The organism is Pseudomonas sp. JH-2 (assembly GCF_036231725.1).
Lineage (GTDB): Bacteria > Pseudomonadota > Gammaproteobacteria > Pseudomonadales > Pseudomonadaceae > Pseudomonas > Pseudomonas delhiensis.
This window is the reverse complement of sequence record NZ_JAZAQP010000005.1, coordinates 1-20,726: the sequence shown is the minus strand read 5'-3', so window position 1 is coordinate 20,726 and position 20,726 is coordinate 1. Positions and strand designations below refer to the sequence as shown.

13 protein-coding genes are annotated in these 20,726 nt (G+C 67.3%); 2 read left to right on the top strand and 11 right to left on the bottom strand.

The features are described 5' to 3' along the window. Positions 1-32: 32 nt before the first annotated feature. The gene (locus VV867_RS04920) at positions 33-755 is read left to right on the top strand and encodes a substrate-binding periplasmic protein (protein WP_328565761.1); all 723 of its coding nucleotides are present in this window, start codon (positions 33-35) and stop codon (positions 753-755) included. 201 nt (positions 756-956) lie between these two features. On the opposite strand, the gene VV867_RS04915 is transcribed toward VV867_RS04920, so the two are convergent. From VV867_RS04915 to VV867_RS04895, 5 genes are all read right to left on the bottom strand, one after another. Further along, positions 957-2,204, bottom strand: a complete 1,248-nt coding sequence (locus VV867_RS04915) for a tetratricopeptide repeat protein (protein WP_328565760.1) — start codon at positions 2,202-2,204, stop codon at positions 957-959. A gap of 9 nt (positions 2,205-2,213) precedes the next feature. Then, positions 2,214-3,413 carry an HlyD family type I secretion periplasmic adaptor subunit gene (locus tag VV867_RS04910; RefSeq protein ID WP_275629789.1) on the bottom strand — a complete coding sequence of 400 codons (1,200 nt, stop codon included), beginning with the start codon at positions 3,411-3,413 and terminating at the stop codon, positions 2,214-2,216. Between the two features lie 55 nt (positions 3,414-3,468). Further along, positions 3,469-5,634, bottom strand: a complete 2,166-nt coding sequence (locus VV867_RS04905) for a type I secretion system permease/ATPase (RefSeq protein WP_109933527.1) — start codon at positions 5,632-5,634, stop codon at positions 3,469-3,471. Continuing rightward, a complete protein-coding gene (locus VV867_RS04900; protein ID WP_328565759.1) occupies positions 5,631-7,007 on the bottom strand; it encodes a TolC family outer membrane protein in 1,377 nt (458 codons plus the stop codon). The genes VV867_RS04905 and VV867_RS04900 overlap by 4 nt, the downstream gene beginning before the upstream one ends. 559 nt (positions 7,008-7,566) lie before the next feature. Further along, the gene (locus VV867_RS04895) at positions 7,567-7,968 is read right to left on the bottom strand and encodes a hypothetical protein (RefSeq protein WP_109933529.1); all 402 of its coding nucleotides are present in this window, start codon (positions 7,966-7,968) and stop codon (positions 7,567-7,569) included. A 291-nt stretch (positions 7,969-8,259) separates the two neighbouring features. On the opposite strand from VV867_RS04895, the gene VV867_RS04890 reads away from it, so the two are divergent. Next, positions 8,260-8,514 carry a hypothetical protein gene (locus VV867_RS04890; protein WP_328565758.1) on the top strand — a complete coding sequence of 85 codons (255 nt, stop codon included), beginning with the start codon at positions 8,260-8,262 and terminating at the stop codon, positions 8,512-8,514. Positions 8,515-8,522: 8 nt separating this feature from the next. Here VV867_RS04890 and VV867_RS04885 read toward each other — a convergent pair whose 3' ends face one another. From VV867_RS04885 to VV867_RS04860, 6 genes are all read right to left on the bottom strand, one after another. Beyond that, complete coding sequence (locus VV867_RS04885) at positions 8,523-8,900, bottom strand: hypothetical protein (RefSeq protein ID WP_177412040.1); 378 nt, start codon at positions 8,898-8,900, stop codon at positions 8,523-8,525. A gap of 334 nt (positions 8,901-9,234) precedes the next feature. Further along, positions 9,235-10,641: a TolC family protein gene (locus VV867_RS04880; protein WP_328565757.1), complete on the bottom strand. Its 1,407-nt coding sequence runs from the start codon at positions 10,639-10,641 to the stop codon at positions 9,235-9,237. Then, entirely contained in the window at positions 10,638-12,779 is a 2,142-nt protein-coding gene (locus VV867_RS04875; protein WP_275629786.1) for a peptidase domain-containing ABC transporter, read from the bottom strand. Before VV867_RS04875 ends, VV867_RS04880 begins: the two co-directional genes overlap by 4 nt. A 12-nt stretch (positions 12,780-12,791) precedes the next feature. Continuing rightward, entirely contained in the window at positions 12,792-14,048 is a 1,257-nt protein-coding gene (locus VV867_RS04870) for an HlyD family secretion protein (RefSeq protein ID WP_328565841.1), read from the bottom strand. A 289-nt stretch (positions 14,049-14,337) separates the two neighbouring features. Next, positions 14,338-18,417 carry a VCBS repeat-containing protein gene (locus VV867_RS04865; protein WP_328565756.1) on the bottom strand — a complete coding sequence of 1,360 codons (4,080 nt, stop codon included), beginning with the start codon at positions 18,415-18,417 and terminating at the stop codon, positions 14,338-14,340. Positions 18,418-18,659: 242 nt separating this feature from the next. After that, the coding region (locus VV867_RS04860; protein ID WP_328565755.1) for an Ig-like domain-containing protein at positions 18,660-20,726 on the bottom strand (2,067 nt) is incomplete at its 5' end.

Genomic DNA, 20,726 nt, shown 5'->3' with positions numbered 1-20,726 from the left:
TTGTGTCCTGCTTCCGCACGTCCGGAGCCCGAATGCGCGCACTCGTCCCCGCCCTCCTACTCATCGCCGGCTTGGCCCAGGCCGATCCCCGGCAGCTGAGTTTCTCGGTGGTCGAGGGCTGGGCCATGCCGCTGGCGCGGGTCGAGGACGGCCAGCTGACCGGCGGTATCCTCTTCGAGCTGTTCACCAGTACCGCGCGCAAGGTCGGCATGGCCCCGTCCTTCCACGTGCTGCCGCGGGCCCGGGTGGAACAGGCCCTGCACAACCACAGCATCGACGTGCGCTGCTACATCTCCCCCGCCTGGCTCAGCGAGGAGTTCCGCGACTACCGCTGGAGCGTGCCGCTGATGATCCAGCGCGACCTGCTGGTGGCCCGGGAGCGGGCCCCGGTGGACGTCGCCAGCCTGGCCGGACAGAGCATCGGCACCGTCCTCGGCTACGCCTACCCCTACCTGCAGCTGTCGTTCGCCAGCGGGCGCCTGCACCGCGACGATGCGCGCAACCAGGAGCTGGTGCTGAAGAAGCTGGAGGCCGGGCGCTACGACTATGCGGTGTCCAGCGAGGTCGCGCTGAACTGGTTCAACCTCGCGCGGCCGGCCGAGCACCGCCTCTACCCCGCCGCCCAGCTCGACCAGGCGGAACTGGGCTGCATGGTCCTCGACGACCCGCACCTGCCGACCCAGGCGGTGCTCAACGCCCTGGCCGAGCTCAAGGCCTCCGGGGAAATCGCGCGCATCCTCGATCACTATCGCTGACGGCCGCGCCAGGGCCAGCCATGGCGTTGGCGATGAGAAAGGTGAAACGGCGGATAACCGCGAACGGTTATCCGCCCTACGGGTGGGCCTGGCGTAGGGCGAATAACGCTCCGCGTTATCCGCCGTTTGGCCTTGGCCGATTCCCGCGCGGGACCCTGCAAGATCGGTGAGGCGGCGTACAACCGCGAACGGTTGTACGCCCTACGCCTCCGGCGCCACTGCGATGCGCGCTTCGCCGCGGCGGATCCACTCGGCGTAGCGCGCCGGGATGTGCCCGTGCACCGCGCCGGCGGTCACCGTGGCGGCGTAGTCGCAGATCGCCTGCTCGCCCTCCCCGCCGCGGCGGTACAGGGTCCAGCGTACCCGGGTGCCCTCGGCCAGGGTGCAGGGCACTTCGAAACGTGGCGAGCCTTCGGCGTAGCCGACGTGGAAGTCGTCCGGCATGGGCCCGCCGGGGAAGCCGGCGGCGCCCAGGAAGCCGAACATCGAATCGTGCTGCAGCAGGCTGCGCCGCGCGTAGGGCCAGACGTAGCGGCGCAGGAAATGCTGGTCGGCGAAATGCCGCGAGGCCAGCGGCTCGGCGAAGAACGGCCGGAGCAGCTCCACCAGCGGCGGCAGCGCCCCGCCCACCGCACCCCACAGGCCGGCCAGGAGCAGCTCGGTGTGGGTGCCGTTGTCGCGCAGGGCGTGGAAGCGCCTGTCGCTGGCCAGCCATTCGGCCACCGCCTCGGCCTCGCGCTCGCTGATCACCGAGTCGGCGTCGCGGAACAGGATGCGCTGGGCCCGGGCATCGTCCAGCGCCAGGAAGCGCCACATGGGCCCCGGCCACTGGCGCACGGCCTCGTCGACCAGCACCACTTCGCCACCGTTGTCGCGCAGGCGGCGGACGATGGCCTCGGGCACGCTGTCGTCGATGTAGAAGCGGCAGGTCCAGTGCGGGTAGATGCGCGGCTGCTCCAGCACGTTGAGCACCGCCGTCTCGCAGTACTTGGCGCTGGCGCCGAACAGCGAGAAGGCGATCAGGTTGCGCCCGCGGGTGGCGGCGCTGGGTGGCGGCGGCAGCGGCGGCAGGGCGTGGGCCAGCGGCGGCTCGACGCCGAACTGGCGGTCGCGCAGGGTCAGCGCGTGCAGGCCGTGCTGGCGCACCTGGTCCCACTGGCGCAGCGCGCAGTGGGCGTGGGACAGGGCGTCGAACAGCGCCAGGCCGGTGCCGCCGGCGGCCAGGGCGCGGCCGGCGTGCTCGACGGCCTGCTGCCAGCGCTCCAGCTTGATGCAGTTGACCGCCGCGTCGGTCCAGGCCACCGCCAGCTGCGGCCAGCGCCGGGCGGTCTGCAGGCACAGTTGCAGGGCCTCCTCATGCCGGCCCTGGGCGTAGAGCGCGCTGGCGCGCCTGCCGGCGGCCTCCACCTCGCGGCGCTCGCGGTAGCTGGGGGTGCGTTGCTTGGCCATGGCGCCTCCTCAGCGTTCGCGCAGCGCTTCGCGGGCGCGGTTGAGCGGCTTGGTCAGGTAGTCCCAGACGGTCTTGCTGCCGGTGTGCACGTCCACCGTGGCGACCATGCCGGGGAAGATCGGGAAGCTCTTGCCGTCCTTGTTCTGCAGCGAGTCGGTCTGGGTGCGTACGAACACGCGGTAGTAGTACTGGTCGCGGCGCACCTCGTCCTGGATGGTGTCCGGCGAGATGTGCGTCACCTTGCCGTCCAGGCCACCGTAGATGGCGTAGTCGTAGGCGCTGATCTTCACCGTGGCCGGCTGCCCGGGGTGGATGAAGGCCACGTCGCGCGGCGAGATGCGCGCCTCCACCAGCAGCTGGTCCTCCACCGGCACTATGACCATGAAGCGGCCGTTGGGTGGGATGACGCCGCCGACGGTGTTCACCTCGATGTCCTTGACGATGCCGCGCACCGGCGAGACCACGGTCAGGCGCGACAGCGAGTCGGCGCGGCCGCGGGTCACCGACTGCTGCGCCTCCACCTCGCCATTGGCCTTGGCCAGTTCCTCGCGGGCCTTGACGTAGTACTGGTTGCGCGTCTCGGTGGCCTTGAGCTCCAGCTCGTTGGCCTGGCGCTTCAGGCGCAGCACCTCGACGTTGCTCGCCGCGCCGATCTCGGCCAGGCGCGTGGTCAGCTTCAGTTCCTTGCGGACCAGCGCCAGGGCCTCGTTGATGCCCTGCAGGCTCTTCTGCAGGCTGTCGCGCCGCGACTTGTACAGGGCGGTCTCGGACCTCACCAGGTCCGGCTCCTCCAGCACTTCCGGGGGGAACACCAGTTCGCCGCCGTCCACCTCGGCGCGCAGGCGCGCGGCCATGGCCAGGGCGGCGCGCAGGCGCGAGGCGCTCTCGCCCACCGAGGACTCGGTCTTGGTGCGGTCGAGCTGGGCCAGCACCTGGCCGGCGTCGACGCGGTCGCCCTCCTTGACCCGCAGTTCGGCGAGGATGCCGCCCTCCAGGGACTGCACCACCTGCTCGCGGGAGCTGGGGATCACCTTGCCGGTGCCGGTGGAGACTTCGTCGAGCTCGAACAGGTAGGCCCAGGCGAACAGCAGCAGCATGCCGCCGAGCACGCACCAGACCAGCCAGGCGGCGCGGGGCGCGCGCTCCTTCGCCTGGAAATAGGGGGCCAGGGGCGCGGCCCCGGGCGCTTGAATCGAATTGGCTTGCATGGTCACTCCCGACACGGGCCAGGGCCCGCGTCCTCTGCGAATTGCGTGGGCGGCCTCAGGCCACCGCCGGGGCCTTCTCGCCGGGCTTGGCCGGCGGCGGGCCGGCGAGCTTGGCCAGCACCGCCTGCTTGGTGTCGTCGAGCACGACGCGGCCGTTGTCGACCACGATGATGCGGTCGACCCACTTGAGCACCGCCGGGCGGTGGGTCGCCACCACCAGGGTGCGCGACTTCAGCCAGGGCTCCAGGTGGCGGATCAGGGCCTGCTCGCCCACCTCGTCGAGCCAGGCGGTGGGCTCGTCGAGCAGCAGCACGCGCGGCTGGCGCAGCAGCGTGCGGGCCAGCAGCAGGCTCTGGCGCTGGCCGCCGGAGAGGCCGCGGCCGCCCTCCTGGACCATGTGCTCCAGGCCGTCGGGCAGGGCCTGCACCAGGCCCAGGGCGCCGCTCAGGCGCAGGGCCTCGAGCAGCTCCTCGTCGCTGGCGTTGGGCCGGCCCATGCTCAGGTTCTCGCGCAGGGTGCCGAAGAACAGGTTGGCCTGCTGGCTGAGGAAGGCCACGTCGCGGCGCACGTCGTAGGGGTCGATCAGTTCCAGGCGCAGCGAGTCGAGCAGCAGGCTGCCCTCCTGCGGCCGGTACATGCCGGCCAGCAGTTGCAGCAGGCTGGACTTGCCGGCGCCGTTGCGGCCGAGGATGGCGACCTTCTCGCCGGCGGCGATGCGCAGCTGGGCCACCTCGATGGCCGGGCGCTTGTCGTCCTGGCCGTAGCGGAAGCGCACGCCTTCGAGCTGGTAGTCGCCGTGCAGCACCGGGCGGTGCAGGCGCTTGCCGCCCTCGGCGCTTTCCACCGGGCGCTTCATCAGTTCTTCCAGGCCCTCGCGGGCGACCTTGGCCTGCTGCCAGCGCGACATGATCCCGGAGATCTGCGCCAGGGGCGCGATCATCCGCGAGGACAGGATGGACATGCCGATCAGCGCGCCGGTGGTCATGTCGCCGCTCATCACCTGGAAGCAGCCGACCAGCACCACCAGCACGTACACCAGGGTCTGCACTTCCTGGGTCCAGGCCATGAGCGCGCCGGTGATGAAGCGCTGGCGCATGCTGACGGTGGCCGAGACCTCGTTGAGGTGGTTCCACTGGTTCTGGAAGCGCTGCTCGGCGCGCAGTTGCTTGACGTCCTCGATGCCCTGCACCGCCTCCACCAGCATGGCGTTGCGGATCGCCGACTCGCGCATGCCCTCCTTGGACAACCGCCCCAGCGGCTTCTGCGCCAGCAGGCCGGGGATCAGCAGCAGCGGCAGCACCGCCAGCGGCACCAGGGCCATGCTCCCGCCCACCGACCAGAGCACCACCAGGAACAGGAAGAAGAACGGCAGGTCGGCCAGCGCGCCCAGGGTGGTCGAGGTGATCAGCTCGCGCACCTGCTCCATCTCGCGGATCTGCGAGATGAACGAGCCGGTGGACTTGGAGATGGCCTCGTTGCGCAGGCGCAGGGCGTGGCCGAAGACGCGGTCGGAGATGCGCAGGTCGGCGCGCTTACCGATCAGGTCGGAGATGTGGGTGCGCGCCAGGCGCATGCCGAAGCCGATGAGCACCGCCAGCATCACCCCGCCGAACAGCACCCACAGGGTCGGCTCGGACTGCGCCGGCACCACGCGGTCGTAGACCTGCATGGAGAACAGCATGGAAGCCAGGGCCAGCACGTTGGCCACCAGCGAGGCGAGCATCACGTCGCCGTAGCGCCGCCAGTCGCGCAGCACCAGGCTCCAGAACCAGTTGGGCTGGTAGGGCTTGATGTAGTCGTCGACGCGCACGTCCGCCACCGCCACCTCGGGGCGCAGGCGGTACACCCGCTGCACCCGCTCGGCCACTTCGGCGGCCGGCAGCGCCTGCAGCACGCCCTGCTCGCCGCTCAGGCGCACGCCGACGCCACCGTTGCCGTCGACGCTCTCGATCAGCCCCACCTGGCCGCCGGAGAACTGCGCCAGCACCGGCAGCCGCCAGGGGTCGAGCACGCCCTTGTCCAGGGCCTCGGCGCGCAGCGTCAGGCCCATGTCGCGGGCCATGTGCTGCAACTGGCCGTCCAGGTCCAGGCCGCGGTGCCATTCCAGGCCGACGCGGACGCGCTCCTCGGATACGTCCAGGCGGTAGTGCCGGGCCACCATCAGCATGGCTTCCAGCCAGGGGGCGCTGTCGGCCACCGGGCGTTGCGCTTGCGCGGTCATAGGGAATCACTCTCGAGTTGGAAGACGTCGTGCATCCGTCCGGTGGCGTTGATGAAGGCCACCTGGGCGCTCCACAGGTCGTGGCGGGCGTTCACCGAATCGCTCTGCGCCTGGAAGATCTCCTGCTCGGCGTTGAGCAGGTCGAGCAGCGTGCGGGTGCCCAGCGACAGGTACTGCTCGCGGTACAGGCGCTGGGTGTCGACGATGCTCTTCTGGCGGTCGGCGAGCACCCGCAGGCGCTCGTCGAGGCCGCCCATCTGCTCCTGCAGGGCGGTCCACTGGTCGCGGGCCTCCAGCTGCCGGGTGTGTATGCGCTCTTCCGCCGCCCGCAGCGCCTGGCCGGCGCCGCGCACCCGCGCCGAGGGCGCGCCGCCGGCGAAGAGGTCGTGCTTGACGCCGAGGGTCAGGGTGTAGACGCGCTCGCCGGCCATGTCGCCGGCATTGCCGAAGTACTTGTTGACGCCGCCGTCGACGGTGAAGGTCGGCCGGGTGTTGGACCGCGCCAGGGACAGCTGGGCCTCGGCCTCCTCGCGCTCGGCCAGGGCCATGCGCACGCTCACCGGCATCTGCGGGTTCGGCTCGATCAGCCGGGCGGCCCGCTGCAGGCGTTCGGCGGGCACGCTCACGGCGGCCTCGCTCACCTCGCGGCCGATCATGGTGCGCAGCTTGCTCTTCTGCTGCTGCAGCTGGGTCTGGATGGCCAGCAGCGAGGCCTCGGCCGCCTCCACCCGCGACTGCGCCTGGATCAGGTCGGCCTGGGTGCTGGCGCCCTCGTCGGCGCGCTGCCGGGCCAGTTGCCGCAGGCGCTGCAGGCTGTCCACCAGGGTCCGGGCGCTGTCGCGCAGGGCGCGGTAGCGGGCGACCTCGATCAGCGCCTGGGCCGATTGCCGGGCGACCTCGTCCACTTCGCTCATCAGCTGGAAGCGCTGTACGCGCACGCCGGCCTCGGCGCCCTTGACCGCGTTGGCCACCTTGCCGAAGTCGTAGATCATCTGCGAGGCGGACAGCGACAGGTTCTGCCCGCTGCCATAGGCGCCCTGCCTGCCGGTGTTGAGGCCGGTCTGGATGGTCGGCAGGTAGCCGGCCCTGGCCACGTTGATCGCTTCGCGTTGCTGGTCCAGCTGGGCGGCGGCATCGCGGATCGACGGGTAGGTTTCCACCGCCAGGCCGACCGCGCGCCACAGGTCCAGGGCACCGCCCTGCCCCGCCCCGGTATCCGCCGGCTGCCAGTCCCGGGCCAGGTGATCGACCGACAGGTCCAGCCTGGGCTGCGCACCGGCCCGCGCCACGGCCTGGCGCACCGCCGTGGCCGCGGGCGCCGCCGGCATAGGCGCGGCGGCGTCCAGCCACTGGCATTCGGGCCGGCAGACCATGCGCTTGCCGTTTTTGCCAGCAGTCTCGCCGGCAACTGCCAGAGAAGAAAATGCCAGGCAAGCCAACATTCCCCAATACAGTTTATTGAGATACATCCGAACCACCCTGAAAAACCGAGGCGGCAATACTACGGATCACCGCAAAGGCTATCTTTGAGAGAACATCCGAAAATGCCGTTTATTACTGATGCCTATCAGTCTATTACCCGACAACTCGTCCCATCAGAGGATAAATACGAACCAGCATGTAGGATTTTTCTTATACAAAAAACCAAAAATCCATGAACTCCGACCTGAACCGGCAGGATCTTCCCTAAATTCGACACAATAAAAAACCACTACCGAAGCAGTGGTTTTCGATACAACCGGCACGACTCGCACCAGCACGGCTTATTATTTTCAGTCCGCATAGATATAGCGAATTATTTTCCGCTCCATGAAGTTCGGCAAACCCGGGCAATGGAAACTGCACAAGCGAATATGCGACAGAGCCTGCCGTTTACCGGCAGGCTCCGAGACAGCTAAAGGCCACCCGATGGGCGATGGCCTCTTCTGGGGATCAACGCGGGCTCACAGAACCGCCGTTGCCGCCGCTGCCGCCGATCAGGCCGCCCAGCAGACCGCCGCCGTTGCCGACCTGCGGTGCCGGGTAATCCATGCGCCACCAACCTTCTGCGTTGCCGTTGAAGGTTTGCAGCGACATGTCCCAGCCATTCACCAGACCGTAGGTAACCGCATGAATGACGCCAAGAACGCCACCGATGACACCACCGAAGGCACCACTGGCGACACCAACGCCCAGGATGCCACCCACGGAGCCACCGGTTACCACGCCCTTGGCGACACCGGTGCTGAGGGACAGCGGGACCAGCATGATGGCCGCACCGATGCGACCGACCACGTCCTCGATGATACCCGCGCCCGCTACCATCTCGATTTCTTGCATTTTCAGTTCTTGCATTTGGATAGACTCCTTGCAGCTAACAGAATTGCCGCTTTCAAATCACGGCTCATTTTCTCGACATACCGCCACCGATATGAACAGCAATAGCAAGGCCGTCTGAAGCTTTCCAAGAATGATCCGCAACAACCAATATCCACGGCAAAAGCCCAGCCAAGGATCGTGGCTTGTTGATCAACCGGAAGTACTTCAGCCCAAGGCCATTTCAATTACCACGCGGAGACTCCGCGACAATTTCGGCGCCGGCTATTTCGCAACAAGCACAAGGCCGATGCGACAGGTAAATTCTTGTTGATCAAACTACTGATGACAACCCAAAAACACTCGAAAGTGCCATCATCAGGAATTCGCAGGATATGGCCGGCAGAATACAACCCGATAGTTTGGAATTTTCATACAAGGACTTCTCATGCGGCTCGTTTCAATAAAACTGCTGAATCCTGCACAACGCCGGAAACCGGGAAGTTTCCAACAGCAGCGAACGACAGGCAGTACCTGGAGAATGTCGGAAGCCACCACCGCCTGGTGGTGGCTGCGTTGCTTTAATCGGTCAATCAGCGCGGACCATTGCCGGTGCCACCACCGAGATAACCGTCGTAGCCCTGGCCGGTGGCCGAACCCGGCAGGCCAATGATGTCGTTCCATACATCGCCCAGCGCCTGGACCTGGGAGCCGGTCCCCTGGGCGATGCCGTTGATAAGGCCGAAGACCGCGCCCCAGATGGTGCCGAAGGCACCGACGATGATCCCGGCGGCCGGCGCCAGGATATGACCGATGCCCCCGAAGTTGTTGATGGCGATGGTGCCGCCGCGCCAGGCGGTGCCCATGGCGCCGGCGAAGATACCGAGCAGGCCGCCGCCGATGCTGTCGAGGATACCGGTGGTGGCGCCGCCGGCGATCATTTCGAGTTCCTGGCTGTTGAGTTCTTGCATGATGGACTCCTTGCAGGTTGATGGATCTGAAGTTGGTAATGCATACACCGCCCGCCAACAGCAGGCGGCGATATCAAGTGCATGAAATGCAATGACACCTGGAGTTTATTTTCATGAGTACCCACAGCGATTAATAAACCCCTGAGAACAGGCATATTAGGAAGCCAGGTGTCAGGTAAACGGCCGAACTCGGCCACTTCGTACAAGCGCCCCTCAACAGCAGCTCACCCGGTCAATAGCAGCCTGCGCCGCGGGCAGAAAAAAAGCCGCCTGGAGGATTCCAGCGCGGCTTCAGTGTCGATGTCAGCGGGGGCCGGGCCTTGCCCGCAGGCATTCAGCGCAGCGCCCAGAACCCCAGGCGACCGAGCCCGGCCGCCAATTGCAGGCGGGCGCTCTGCCAGTCGGCCAGCGCCCGGATGTGCTGTTCGCGGGCGTCGGCGTAGGCGCTGAGGGCGTTGAGCAGCTCGATCATGCTGCCGACGCCCGCCCGGTAACGCCCCTGGGTCACTTCCAGCGCCTGGCGCGATTGCGCGACCAGGGCGTCGGTACTGTTCAGGCTCTGGCTGTCCACCATCAGCCGCTGGTAACTGCCCCAGACCAGCAGCGAGACCTGTTGCTCGGTACCGGCCAGGGCCGCGCGGCTGGCCTGGACCTCGGCCTTGGCACCGCGCACCCGGTAGTTGCGCTCGAAACCTTCGAACAGCGGGATGTTCAGCTGCAGGCCGATACTCGTATCGCGCTGCCGGGTGTCACCATTGAGCGTGCGTGGCAGATCATTGCGCGAGTGGCTGAGGCTACCGGTCAGGGCCAGGGTCGGCAGGCCCTCGGCGCGAACCTCGTGCACCCTCTGGCTGGCGGCCTCGACCCGGGCCTGGGCGGCGATCAGCTGCGGGTGCCGGTCGCGCGCCTGGGCCAGCAGGCGATCGATGGCACTGACGAAGGTGGTGTCGGGCATCAGCGCCAGCTCGCTGGTCAGCTGGAAACGGCTTTCCGCCGGCAACCCCATGCGCAGCGCCAGCACCCCGAGGGCGTTGTCCAGGTTGCCGCGGGCGCGCACCAGGCGCAGCTCCGATTGCGATTGTGCGGTCTGCGCCTGCAGGCGGTCCGACAACGCCGCTGCCCCGGCCGCATATTTGGCATCGGCGGCCTGGTAGTTCTCCGCGGCCATGTCCCGCACCTGCTCCGCGGCGGTCAGCGTGTCCTGGGCGGCCAGGGCGTCGTAGTAAGTCTGCGCGGCGTCGACGAAGGCACTCTGCAGCATCGCCTGGTGGCTGGCGTTGGCCGCCACCAGCAGTTGCCGGGCACTGCGCAGGGCGGCGCGGCGCCGGCCGAAATCGAACAGCACCCAGCTCAGCTCGAGGTTGGCATTGAGCGACTTCTGGCGCGCCGAGCTTTCGACGCCGTCGAAATCCAGGTAGTCGGTACGGCTACGGCCGTCACTGCTGCCGAGGCTGGCGCCCAGGCGCGGCAGGTAGGCCGACCAGGCCACGCCCAACTGCGCGGCCTGGGCCTTGGCCTCGGCCCAGGCCTGGGCGGTCTGCGGATCGTGGCAGAGAATCCGCTCTATGGCCTCGTCCAGCGCCAGTTCCCCGGTCGGCGCGTTGAACAGGCAAGCCACCCCGCCACGGTGCGACTCGGCGATGTTTTCCGCGGCCACCGAGCGCTCGGTACGGAATACATCCGGCCCGGCCAACACGGGACTGGCGCCCAGTACCAGGCTGCACAGGAGCAGACGCTTCATAGCGGTGCGCCCTCCAGGTCGTGGTGGTTGCGTTGTTCCGCACTCACCCGGCCGGCACCGAGCAGCACCACGCGGTCGGCCGAGGCGATGGTCTCCGGGCGGTGGGCGACCATCACCCGGGTGATGCTCAGCGAACGGATGGCTTCGTTGACGCGGCGCTCGCAGTCCACGTCCAGGTGGCTGGTGGCTTCGTCGAGGAAGAGGATCTTCGGCTGCTTGTACAGCGCCCGGGCCAGCAGCACGCGCTGCTTCTGGCCGCCGGACAGCACCGTGCCCATGTCGCCGACCAGGGTGTTGTAGCCCATGGGCGCGGCCATGATCTCGTCGTGGACCGCCGCCAGGCGCGCGCACTCCATCACCCGCTCCATGTCCAGCGCTGGGTCGAAGAAGGCGATGTTCTCCGCCAGCGAGCCGGCGAACAGGCTGTCGTCCTGCAGCACGGTGCCGACCACGCTGCGCAGGCCGTCCAGGCCGATCTGCGACAGTTCCATGCCGGCCACGCGGATCTGCCCGCCGGAGGGCGGCAGGATGCCGAGCATGACGTTGATCAGGGTGCTCTTGCCGCAACCGGACGGTCCGACGATGGCCACCGATTCACCGGCGCGGATGTTCAGGTCGATGCCGTCGAGCACATAGGGCTCGTTTTCCGAATAGCGGTAGCGCAGGTCGCGTAGTTCGATGCTGAACTCGCGCTGCTGCAGCACCTCGGGGGGCGCACCGCCACCGACCTGCTCCGGCGGCTCGAGGACGATGTCGGCCAGGCGCTCGCCCTGCAGTTGCAGCATGCGCAGCTCGAAGAACTTGTCGATCAGGCTGCCCACGCGGCCGTCGAACTGGCCCTTGTAGGACTGGAAGGCCATGAGCATGCCCACGGTGAAATGCCCATCCATCACCATGCTCGCCCCCAGGTACATCACCAGCAGGTTCTCGATGCCGAACAGCAGGCCATTGACCTGGCTGTAGAACAGCCCCAGCTTCTGCGTGCGCAGGCTGGCGTTGATCTGCTCCACCAGCAGGCTCAGCCAGGTGGCGCGGCGCTCGTCCTGGCGCTGGAACAGCTTCAGCGGACGGACCCCGCGGATGGTCTCGAGGAAGTGCGTCTGCTGCCGCGCGGCATGGATGATCTCGTCCTCGGTGGCATTGCGCAGCGGTTGATACCAGGCCCAGCGCACCAGCGCGTAGAGCGTCATGCAGACGATGGCGATGCAGGCCAGCATCGGGCTGTAGACGAACATCATGGCCAGGGTGGCGACGGTCATCAGGCCATCGAGCACCGCCACCAGGAAGGCCGAGGTCAGGGTGCCCTGGATGCTGTCGACGGCGCCGAAGCGCGAGACGATGTCGCCCAGGTGACGCTTCTCGAAATACTGCGTGGGCAGGTTGAGCAGGTGGGTGAAGACGTTGGCCCGCCACTGCACGTTGAGCAGCGTGCCCATGTGCATGCCCACCCACTGGCGCACCGCGCTGATGGCCTGCTGCATCAGCATCATCAGGCCGAAGCCGATCAGCAGCGTGGTGAGCAGGTCACGGTCGTTGCTGGGGATGACGTTGTCGATGGTCCACTGCATGAAGAACGGGCTGACCAGGGCGAATACCTCCAGGGCCAGCGACAGCAGCAGCACCTGGCCCAGGGAACGGTACAGGCCACTGACCTTGCCGAGCATGCCGAGCAGGCGCAGGCTCGGCTTGGCCTCCTTCTTCTGGAAGTCGGTGTCCGGCCACAGCTCCAGGGCCACCCCGGTGAAGGAGCGCGACAGCGCCGCAAGATCCAGCTTGCGGATGCCGTGGGCCGGGTCGTGGATCACCGCGCCGCGCCGGCTCACCGACTTGAGCACGACGAAGTGCTTGAAGTCCCAGTGCAGGATGCAGGGCGTGCGCAGCTTGGGCAGATCATTCAGGCCCAGCTTCAGCGGGCGCGTGGCCATGCCCAGCTGCTGCGCCGCCTGGATCAGTTGCTTGAGGGTGATGCCCTTGAGCGAGACGTTGAAGCGCTGGCGCATCTCGCGCAGGTCGTTGTGGCAGCCGTGGTAGCCGGCGACCATGGCCAGGCAGGCGATGCCGCACTCGGCGGCCTCGGTCTGCTGGATGATGGGCAGGCGCCGGCCGAAGCGCAGCGCCAGGGAGTCGAAGATAGCCATGCGGCACGTTCCTCAGAGTTTGCCGGTCAGGCTGTAGAGGGGTTCGAGGACCCATTCGTAGAGTTTTCGGGTTTCCTGCAGCAGGTCGGCTTCCAGCAGCATGCCGCTCTGCAGCGGGCGCGGCTGGCCATAGGCGTTCACCTGCTGCTCGTCCAGCTGCACGCGGATGCGGTAGTACTGCTCGCCGCTCTGGCCCACGCCCGGCACGCTGCCGGCCATGGCCGCCAGCTCGTTGTACGGCAGCGAGGTGCGCGAGATGGACAGCACCTTGCCGCGGTACTGGCCGAACTTCTGGTACGGGTAGGCCTGGTAGCGGATCAACGCCGGGCCGCCGACCTTGATGAAGCCCACCGCGCGGCTCGGCGCGTAGAGTTCGGCGACCAGCTCGGCGTTCTCCGGGACGATGCTCAGCAGCGGCCGCGAGGGGTCGACCAGTTGGCCGACCTCGGCCAGCACCGCGGTGGCGATGCCCGCCTCCGGCGCCACGATGCGCAGGGTGCGCTTGGCCTCGCTCTCGCCCAGCTGCTGGTGCACGCCGTTGAGCTGGCGCTGCAGTTCGGCGCTCTGGTTGGCATGGCGCGCGTCGAGCCCGTCGAGGCCGGCCTGCTGCTCACGCAACTGCTGTTGCAGCGCCATGCGCTCGCGCTCCAGGCGCTGCAGGGTCTGGCGCTGGCCGAGCTGGTCGGCCTGGCGCTGCTGGAACTGGTCCATGGAGATGTAGCCTTTCTCCATCAGCCCGCGGTAGCGTCCTTCGGCGTCGCCGGCGATGGCCACCAGTTGACGCTGGCTGTGCAACTGGGCGGCCTGGGTGGCCAGTTCGTCGCGCAGGCTGACGACCTTGGCCTGCAGGCTGCGGCGTTCATCGGCCTGCAGCCGCTGCAGCTTCTCCAGTTGCTGCTCCAGGGACTCGCGGCTGGCCTCCAGCCGGTGGCTGATGCCGGCCTGCACCGCCTGGTCCTGGCCGCTGTAGCGCTCGCTGGAAAGGCGCAGCAGGGTCTGGCCGCGCTCGACCTTCTGCCCTTCGCGCACGGACTTCTCGATGATCACGCCCATCTGCGGCGCGTGCACCTTGGCCTGGCCGTTGACCGGCAGCAGTTGCCCGACCACGGTGCTGCGCTTGGTGTAGCTGCCCCAGATGAAGAAGCCCATCACCAGCAGGGCGAACAGGGTGGCCAGGGCGGTGAGCACGCTGAAGGACAGCGGCCGGATCAGGATGATCGAGCCCAGCCATTGGGCGCTCTGCCCTTGCAGGGCCTCGGTGCGGAACAGCGGTGTTTCGGTACTCAAGGTAGGGACCACTTGTGTTGTCTTGGGGCGGACGGTCTTTCTACAGGGCGGAGCGCGGGTGGAAATACCGGGGATGTCCGATTCAGGAGCAGTAAAAAGACCTACATCGGCCAGATTTTTCTGAATGTCGACGAAAGACGCCGTGCCTGTTCCGAAGCTCGCGAACAAGCGTGCCCCTGCGAAAAAAAGCGGCGCCATCAAGGGGGAGAAAACCGGCGCCGCCAGAACGGATGAGTGCCCCGGCGCATGGGCGCCGGGGCGGTTCGGGGCCTCAGACCATGATCTGGTGGTTCTGGATCAGGGTCAGCAGGTCGGTACGGATACCCATCAGGTGGACCAGGTCGGTGGAGCCGACCTGGCTACCGATGCCGTCGCGGTCGACGCTGAGGATGGTGTTGTTGCCCTCGACGCGGGTCGACAGGTAGTCCAGCAGGCCCTGGGACGAGGCATCCAGCTGCAGCACGCCCTCATCCTTGACCAGGCTGACCGGGCCGCCGTAGCCGAGCATGCCGCGCAGGTCGACGATGTCGGCGTTGCTGTTGTTCAGCACGTTGCCCAGGCCGAAGCCGAACACCACGTCATGGCCGTTGCCGCCATCGGCGGAGATGTCCCAGCCGCTGGACGGACGGTAGACCAGGGTGTCGTTGCCACCGCCGAAGAGGTAGAAGACGTCGTCGCCGCCACGGCCTTCGAAGCGGTTGCTGGCCGCGTTGTCCATGAAGGCGTCGGCATGGGCGCTGCCCTTCAGGCCTTCGATGTTGAGCAGGGTGTCGTTGCCCATGCCCACCGACTGACCGCTCTGCAGGTTGACCTGCACGCCCTGCTGGGCGTGCTGGTAGTCGACCACGTCCATGCCCTGGGTGGCGCTCCAGACCTTGCTGCCGTCGGTGAGGTAGTTCCAGCCGCCACCGCCATTGATGACATCGTTGCCTTCGGTGGCGGTGAAGCTGTCGTTGTAGCCGCTGCCCACGGTGCCGGCGCCCTGGCTGTCGAAGCTCACGGTCGGCTTGCCGGCGGTAAGCACGTAGGCGTGATCGGTGGCGCCGGCGACCAGGTTGCCCCAGGTCGGGTCGGTCAGGCCGAGGTCTTCCTCGAACCTGCCCGGCACGGCCAGGCCGGTGATCTTCGCGGCCAGCAGCTTGGCGCTGTAGACCTCGCTGGAGTCGAGCCCGTAGAAGTAGACCAGGCCGGAGCTGTCGTTGGTGACGCCGGACTGCGGGTTGATGACCTGCGTGGCGACCAGGCGGCCGGCCGAGTCGAACAGTTGCACGGTGTTGCCGTAGTAGCTGTTCAGGCCGTTCTTGTCGAGGATGCGCAGGATCAGGCTGGTGCCCTCGGCCACGTGGTTCTCGTTGCGGATCAGTACCGTGGGCGCCGAGTCGGTGATCATGCCCAGGTGCTTCTCGCCGGAGGTGCGGTACAGCAGCAGGTCGACGGCGCCGTCGAAGTCATAATCCACCGCCACGGCACCGGTGACGTTGCCGTAGGCCTCGTTGGCCAGCAGCTTGCCGGTGTTCATCCAGTCGCCATTGCCCTGGTTGAGGAACAGCACCGGAGACATGGGGGCGTTGGAGGCGGACTTCACGGCGTTCTGCCGCGGCGCCTCGATGACGTCCATCCTGCCATCGTGGTTCCAGTCCACGGCGAAGGAAACGCCGCCGTCGAAATGCACCAGTTGGCCGTCCTGGTTCTGGCCGAGGAAGTCGTTGAAGAACAGCGGATTTTCGTTGTCGATCCCCAGCCACTTGCCGTTGGCATCATTGCCCTTGTTCAGGTAGATGCGGCTGTCGTCGGCGTTGCCCTTTTTGCCGGTGGAGGATTGGCTGCCGCGGGCCAGGAACAGGTCCAGGTCGCCGTCGCCGTCGAAGTCGGCCCAGGTCATGGCGGTGGACAGGTTGCTGTGCTCCGTGCGGCTGGCGCTGTCGCTGCGGAACATATTGCCGAACGTCTGCTCCCTGCCGAAGGAACCATCATCCTGGGTCAGCAGCACGGCGAGGGCGGTATTGCCGTACTGGTCGTTGTGCCCTGCCAGGTCCACGGTGCCGTTGTTGTCCAGGTCGACGCCGCTGATCTCGGAGCCCCACCAGGTGTTGTTCTTCTTCTCCCCTTTCAGTACGCCGTTCTCGTTGCGGAGGAGGTTGAAACCCCACTTGCCGATGCTGTTGTCGACCACGATGAAGTCGGTATAGCCGTCGCCGTTGCCGTCCCAGGCGATGACGCCGCCGATGTTCAGCGAGCTCGGGTTGTTCGCCCAGCCGGCGGTGTAGGTACCGTCGGCCTTCGCGGTCCATACCGGCAGGTTCGCGGAGTTGCCGCTGACGTGGCCGATCACGTCCATCAGGCCATCGCGGTTGTAGTCGGCGAAAGTGGCCCTGGAGATCATGTTGCCGTGGCCGTCGGCGGTGACCTTGCTCGGCTCGCTCAGGTAGCTGGCGCGGTAGTTTTCACGGTCGTAGCCGCTGTAGACGTGGCCGGCGTTCTTGTAGGTGTCGGAGCTCAGCGCATAGCCGGTGCTCTGGAAGAACGACCAGGTGCCATCGGCGCTCATGGTCATGGCCGCGGCATTGGAGCCGCGCTCGGACTGGACCGCGCCACCCCAGTTGGTTTGCTGGACGCTGGCGCCCACCTCGTTGACCGGACGGTGGGCGTCGGTCAGCACTTGCGGGCCGAAGCCGGAGTTGTTGCCGGCCACGTCCCAGGTGACGAAGCCCAGCTGCTGCTGGCCATCGGCGAGGATGGCATCGAAGCTCCAGCGGCCGTCGTTGCCGGCCACCGCATGGCCGACGATCTTGTCCAGGCCTTCCTGGTAGCGGCCGTCGCGGTTGACGTCCTGGACCAGGGCCACGGTGGCGCCGGCTTCGGCCAGGCCATACTGGGAGCTGGAATAGTAGGCGCGCTCGCCACTGGAGGTCAGCGAGGCGATCTGCGGAGCGAAGGCGAAGGGCACCGGCGAGTCGAGGTCGACGATGAGCGTGCGCTCGCCGAGGCCAAGGGTGCTGCCGCTGTTGTCGGCCACGCGCAGTTCGACGTCCAGGCGCTGGCTGGCCAGCAGCGGGTCGCTGGTGTAGCTCCACAGCTGGCCGCCGTTGGACATGATGGTCTGCCAGGTCTTGCCGCCGTCCAGGGACAGTTGCAGGTGCTGGCCGATCTGCAGGGCCGCGCTCAGCTTGCCGGACAGGGTGACGCTGTTGTCGCGGGTGATGAAGTCGTTGTTCTGCGCGGTCTGCGCATTGCTGTACTGGCCGGCGATCTCCACCGCGGTGTCGGTGCCCAGATCGATGGTGGTGTGCATTTCCGGCAGCGGCACGCCGGCGTCGAATAGCACGTCCTGGGCCGCGTAGGCGCTGGCCACCGGCTTGCCCTGGGCGTCGACCACGCGCACTTCGTAGCGAACCTGGGTGCCGAGGTTGTGCACGCTGGGATCGATGTAGATCCAGTCGGTGCCGAAGGCCTGCACGACCTTCCAGGTCTGGCCGCCGTCGACGCTGACCTGCAGCTTGGCGCCGGCCGGCAGCTCCTCGCTGAGGGTGCCCATCAGGGTGATCTTCGAGGCGCTGGTGATGAAGTCGCCTTCAACGCCGGTGTCCGGGGTGATGCCGGTGATGTACACCTTGATGCCTTCCAGCGGCGGCGGGGCCACCTCGCGGCTGATGGTGATCTGCTGGGCGGTCATCGCGCCCTCGTTGCCGGCGGCGTCGATGCTGCGCATCAGGTAGGTGTAGTTGCCGTTCTGCAGCTCGCGCACGTCCTGGTATTGCCAGTAGCCGCCGCTGACGGTGTCGACGTCCTGCCAGGTGACGCCGGTGTCCAGGCTGATCTGCAGCTTCTCGTTGGCGGCCAGCGGTACGTTCAGGGTGCCGTAGAGCAACGGCGAGGTGTCGGCGGTCACCAGCGGCTGTTCCGGACTGGCTTCGGCGACATTGCTGATCGTGGCCTGGGCCGATGGCGGGGTGCGGTCGAGGATGTAGGTGAAGGGCGAGCTGTAGCCGCTCTCCAGGCCATTGTCCTTGTCGGTGGCGGTGGCGCGCAGCACCTGCATACCCTCGTCCAGCAACGGCTCGCTCGGGGTGAAGCGCCAGGAACCGTTGCCCTGGACAGTGGTGCTGCCGAGCAGGCGGTCGCCATGGTAGACCTTGATCGTGTCGCCCGGCGCGGCACCGTTGCCGACGATGGATGGGGTAGTGTCGTCGGTGTAGCCGTTGAGCTGGACCATGCCCTGGTACTCGGGCCTTCCGGTGTCATCGAGGATATACTGGATGTTCGGAGCGGGCGGCGCCACGGGAATGACGGGTTCGTCCTGAGACACGGCGTAGGCCGCGACATCCCGGAACGGGTTCTTGCTGACGGTCATGTACTACTCCTGAAGTTTTCTGTTGGCATGCGCCTGCCCGTATGCCCTGGGGCCAACCGGTTCGCAGGCGTGCGGCGATGTTAGAAAGCCATCCCAACGATGTATCTAAGGCGTGCCCTAAAGTCCGCCGACGTCCGTCGGCGCGCTGCATGGCGCACAAAAAAAGGCGGCATGGGCCAGGGCCCATGCCGCCTGGGTAGGAACCCCGGACCGACGCCAGGCGTCGGCCGGGGCCGGGTGGGTCAGACCAGGTGCTGCTGTTGCAGCGCCAGCAGGTCCTGCTTCACCAGCGGGTTGTCGAAGACCACCGGCTCGGCCGCGGGCGCCGCCGGCGCCGCGGCTGCACTCAGCAGCTCGGGCGCGGCGGGCTCGGCCACCGGCTCCCGGGCCTGCAGCAGGTCCGCCAGCGACAACGGCTTCGCCTCGGCGCGGGCTTCCTGCCCCGACGCCAGGGCGCCGAGCAGCCCCGCCACCAGTCCATCGCCGGCCTCGTAAGGCTCGGCCAGCACCTGCGGCTGCAGTACGCTGTCCTCCAGGAAGATGGTGTAAGGCCCGGACGACGGCAGGTCCTCGGCGCCAACCACCAGGTCCACCGAACCATCGTCTTTGGCCAGGTGGGCCAGTTCACCGGTGGAGAAGGTCCAGTAGCCATCCGCGTCCACCACATGGGAACCCACCGCCACGCCGTTGGCGTAGAGCGTCACCAGGTTGCCCGGGGCACAGGAAACCTTGACCGTCAGATTGGTATCCTCGGTGAAGTCCTCCTTCTGCAGGAACACGCCCGCGACGTCGTCATACACATTGATGATCGACGGGTAGGGCGACGCTTGAATGGCCACCGTGAAGTCCCAGGCGTCGCTGAGCGGTCCCATGTTGCCAGCCTCATCCACGGCACAGGCCTGGAAGCTGTGGCTTCCGGTCGACAGCTGCAGGTAGGGCTCGAAGGCCCACTCCAGAGTGAGCTGGTTGACCGTGGCCGAGCCGAGGAAGGTGCCATTGTCGTAGACGTACACGTACTTCACGCCGAAGGTGTCCACCTGGCCGTAGAAGTTCGGCCAGGGGTCGTCGGTCTTGCCGCCGTTCGGCACATCGCCCCAGTCCGTCTCCGGATTCTGTCCGATCATGTCGTACAGCCCGAGGTTGGTGACCCGGCCCGGTGCGGTGATATCCACGGTGAAGTTCCAGCCAACGCTGCGCGCACCTTCGTTGCCGGCCTCGTCCACGGCCGCGGCACTGAAGCGGTGCACGCCTTCGTACAGCGCCTCGTCCGGGGTGAAGCTCCAGTTGCCCTCGGCGTCCACGGCGACGCTGGCGATCAGCAGGCTGCCGTCGTAGATGTTCACCCACTGGGCGCCACTGGCCTGGCCGCTGAAGGTCGGCGTGGCGTCGTTGGTCAGGCCGCTCTGGGCGATGGTGCCGGTGATCAGCGGCTCGTCGTCGACCAGGTCCAGGCCGCTGACGACGCCGGGCACCTCGGTGTCGACGGTGAAGCCCCATTCGAGGCTTGCGCTCGGCGTACCGCTGGCGGTTTCGGCCACCAGGCGCAGGCTGTGCTCGCCGTCGGCCAGCTCCGGCAGTTCGAACTGCCAGTTGCCGTCGCCATCGACCAGCGCGCTGCCCAGCAGGACCTCGCCGTCATGGATGAGCACCCGCACCGCGCCATTGCCGGCCGTGCCGGACAGCATCGGTTGCGCGTCGTTGGTCAACCCGCCCTGGGCGATCTCGCCCACGATGCCTTCGACATCGTCGTACACCGAGTCGAGGGTAAGGGTCGGTACCTGGGCCTGCACCGTGAAGTCCAGCGACTCGTTGGGTTCACTGGCATTGCCGGCCGGGTCGGTGATCACCACGCTGATGCTGTGGTCGCCCTCTTCCAGCGGCTGTTCCGGGGTGAACTCCCAGTTGCCGTTCTCGTCGATGACGACGGTGCCGATCACCTCACCCTTGTCGAGGATGCTGACGGTGTCGCCCGGCTCGCCCGAGCCGCTGAGGGTCGGCTGGGTTTCGTCGGTCACGCTGCCCGGCTCGATCGGGCCGGTGATGGCGCCGGTGTTGTCCTCGGCGGTCACTACGTCCGGCTGTTCCGGCGCGATGGTGTCGAGAGTGATGGAGACCGGAGCGGTCTCTTCACTGTGACGGCCGGCCTCATCCTGCGCCTTGGCGGTGATGACCTTCTCGCCATCGCCGGCCAGCGGCAGTTCGGTGCTCCAGTTGCCGCTTTCATCGGCGACCACGCTGGCAGCCAGCTCGCCGTTGACGTACAGCAGCACGAGGTTGCCGGCATCGGCGGTGCCCTTGAGCGACAGGCT

Excerpts from the sequence above, each read along its gene's own strand:
- VV867_RS04920 (WP_328565761.1), top strand. The coding sequence starts at position 33 with ATGCGCGCACTCGTCCCCGCCCTCCTACTCATCGCCGGCTTGGCCCAG.
- VV867_RS04915 (WP_328565760.1), bottom strand. The coding sequence starts at position 2,204 with ATGGCCAAGCAACGCACCCCCAGCTACCGCGAGCGCCGCGAGGTGGAG.
- VV867_RS04910 (WP_275629789.1), bottom strand. The coding sequence starts at position 3,413 with ATGCAAGCCAATTCGATTCAAGCGCCCGGGGCCGCGCCCCTGGCCCCC.
- VV867_RS04905 (WP_109933527.1), bottom strand. The coding sequence starts at position 5,634 with ATGACCGCGCAAGCGCAACGCCCGGTGGCCGACAGCGCCCCCTGGCTG.
- VV867_RS04900 (WP_328565759.1), bottom strand. The coding sequence starts at position 7,007 with ATGGTCTGCCGGCCCGAATGCCAGTGGCTGGACGCCGCCGCGCCTATG.
- VV867_RS04895 (WP_109933529.1), bottom strand. The coding sequence starts at position 7,968 with ATGCAAGAACTGAAAATGCAAGAAATCGAGATGGTAGCGGGCGCGGGT.
- VV867_RS04885 (WP_177412040.1), bottom strand. The coding sequence starts at position 8,900 with ATGCAAGAACTCAACAGCCAGGAACTCGAAATGATCGCCGGCGGCGCC.
- VV867_RS04880 (WP_328565757.1), bottom strand. The coding sequence starts at position 10,641 with ATGAAGCGTCTGCTCCTGTGCAGCCTGGTACTGGGCGCCAGTCCCGTG.
- VV867_RS04875 (WP_275629786.1), bottom strand. The coding sequence starts at position 12,779 with ATGGCTATCTTCGACTCCCTGGCGCTGCGCTTCGGCCGGCGCCTGCCC.
- VV867_RS04865 (WP_328565756.1), bottom strand. The coding sequence starts at position 18,417 with ATGACCGTCAGCAAGAACCCGTTCCGGGATGTCGCGGCCTACGCCGTG.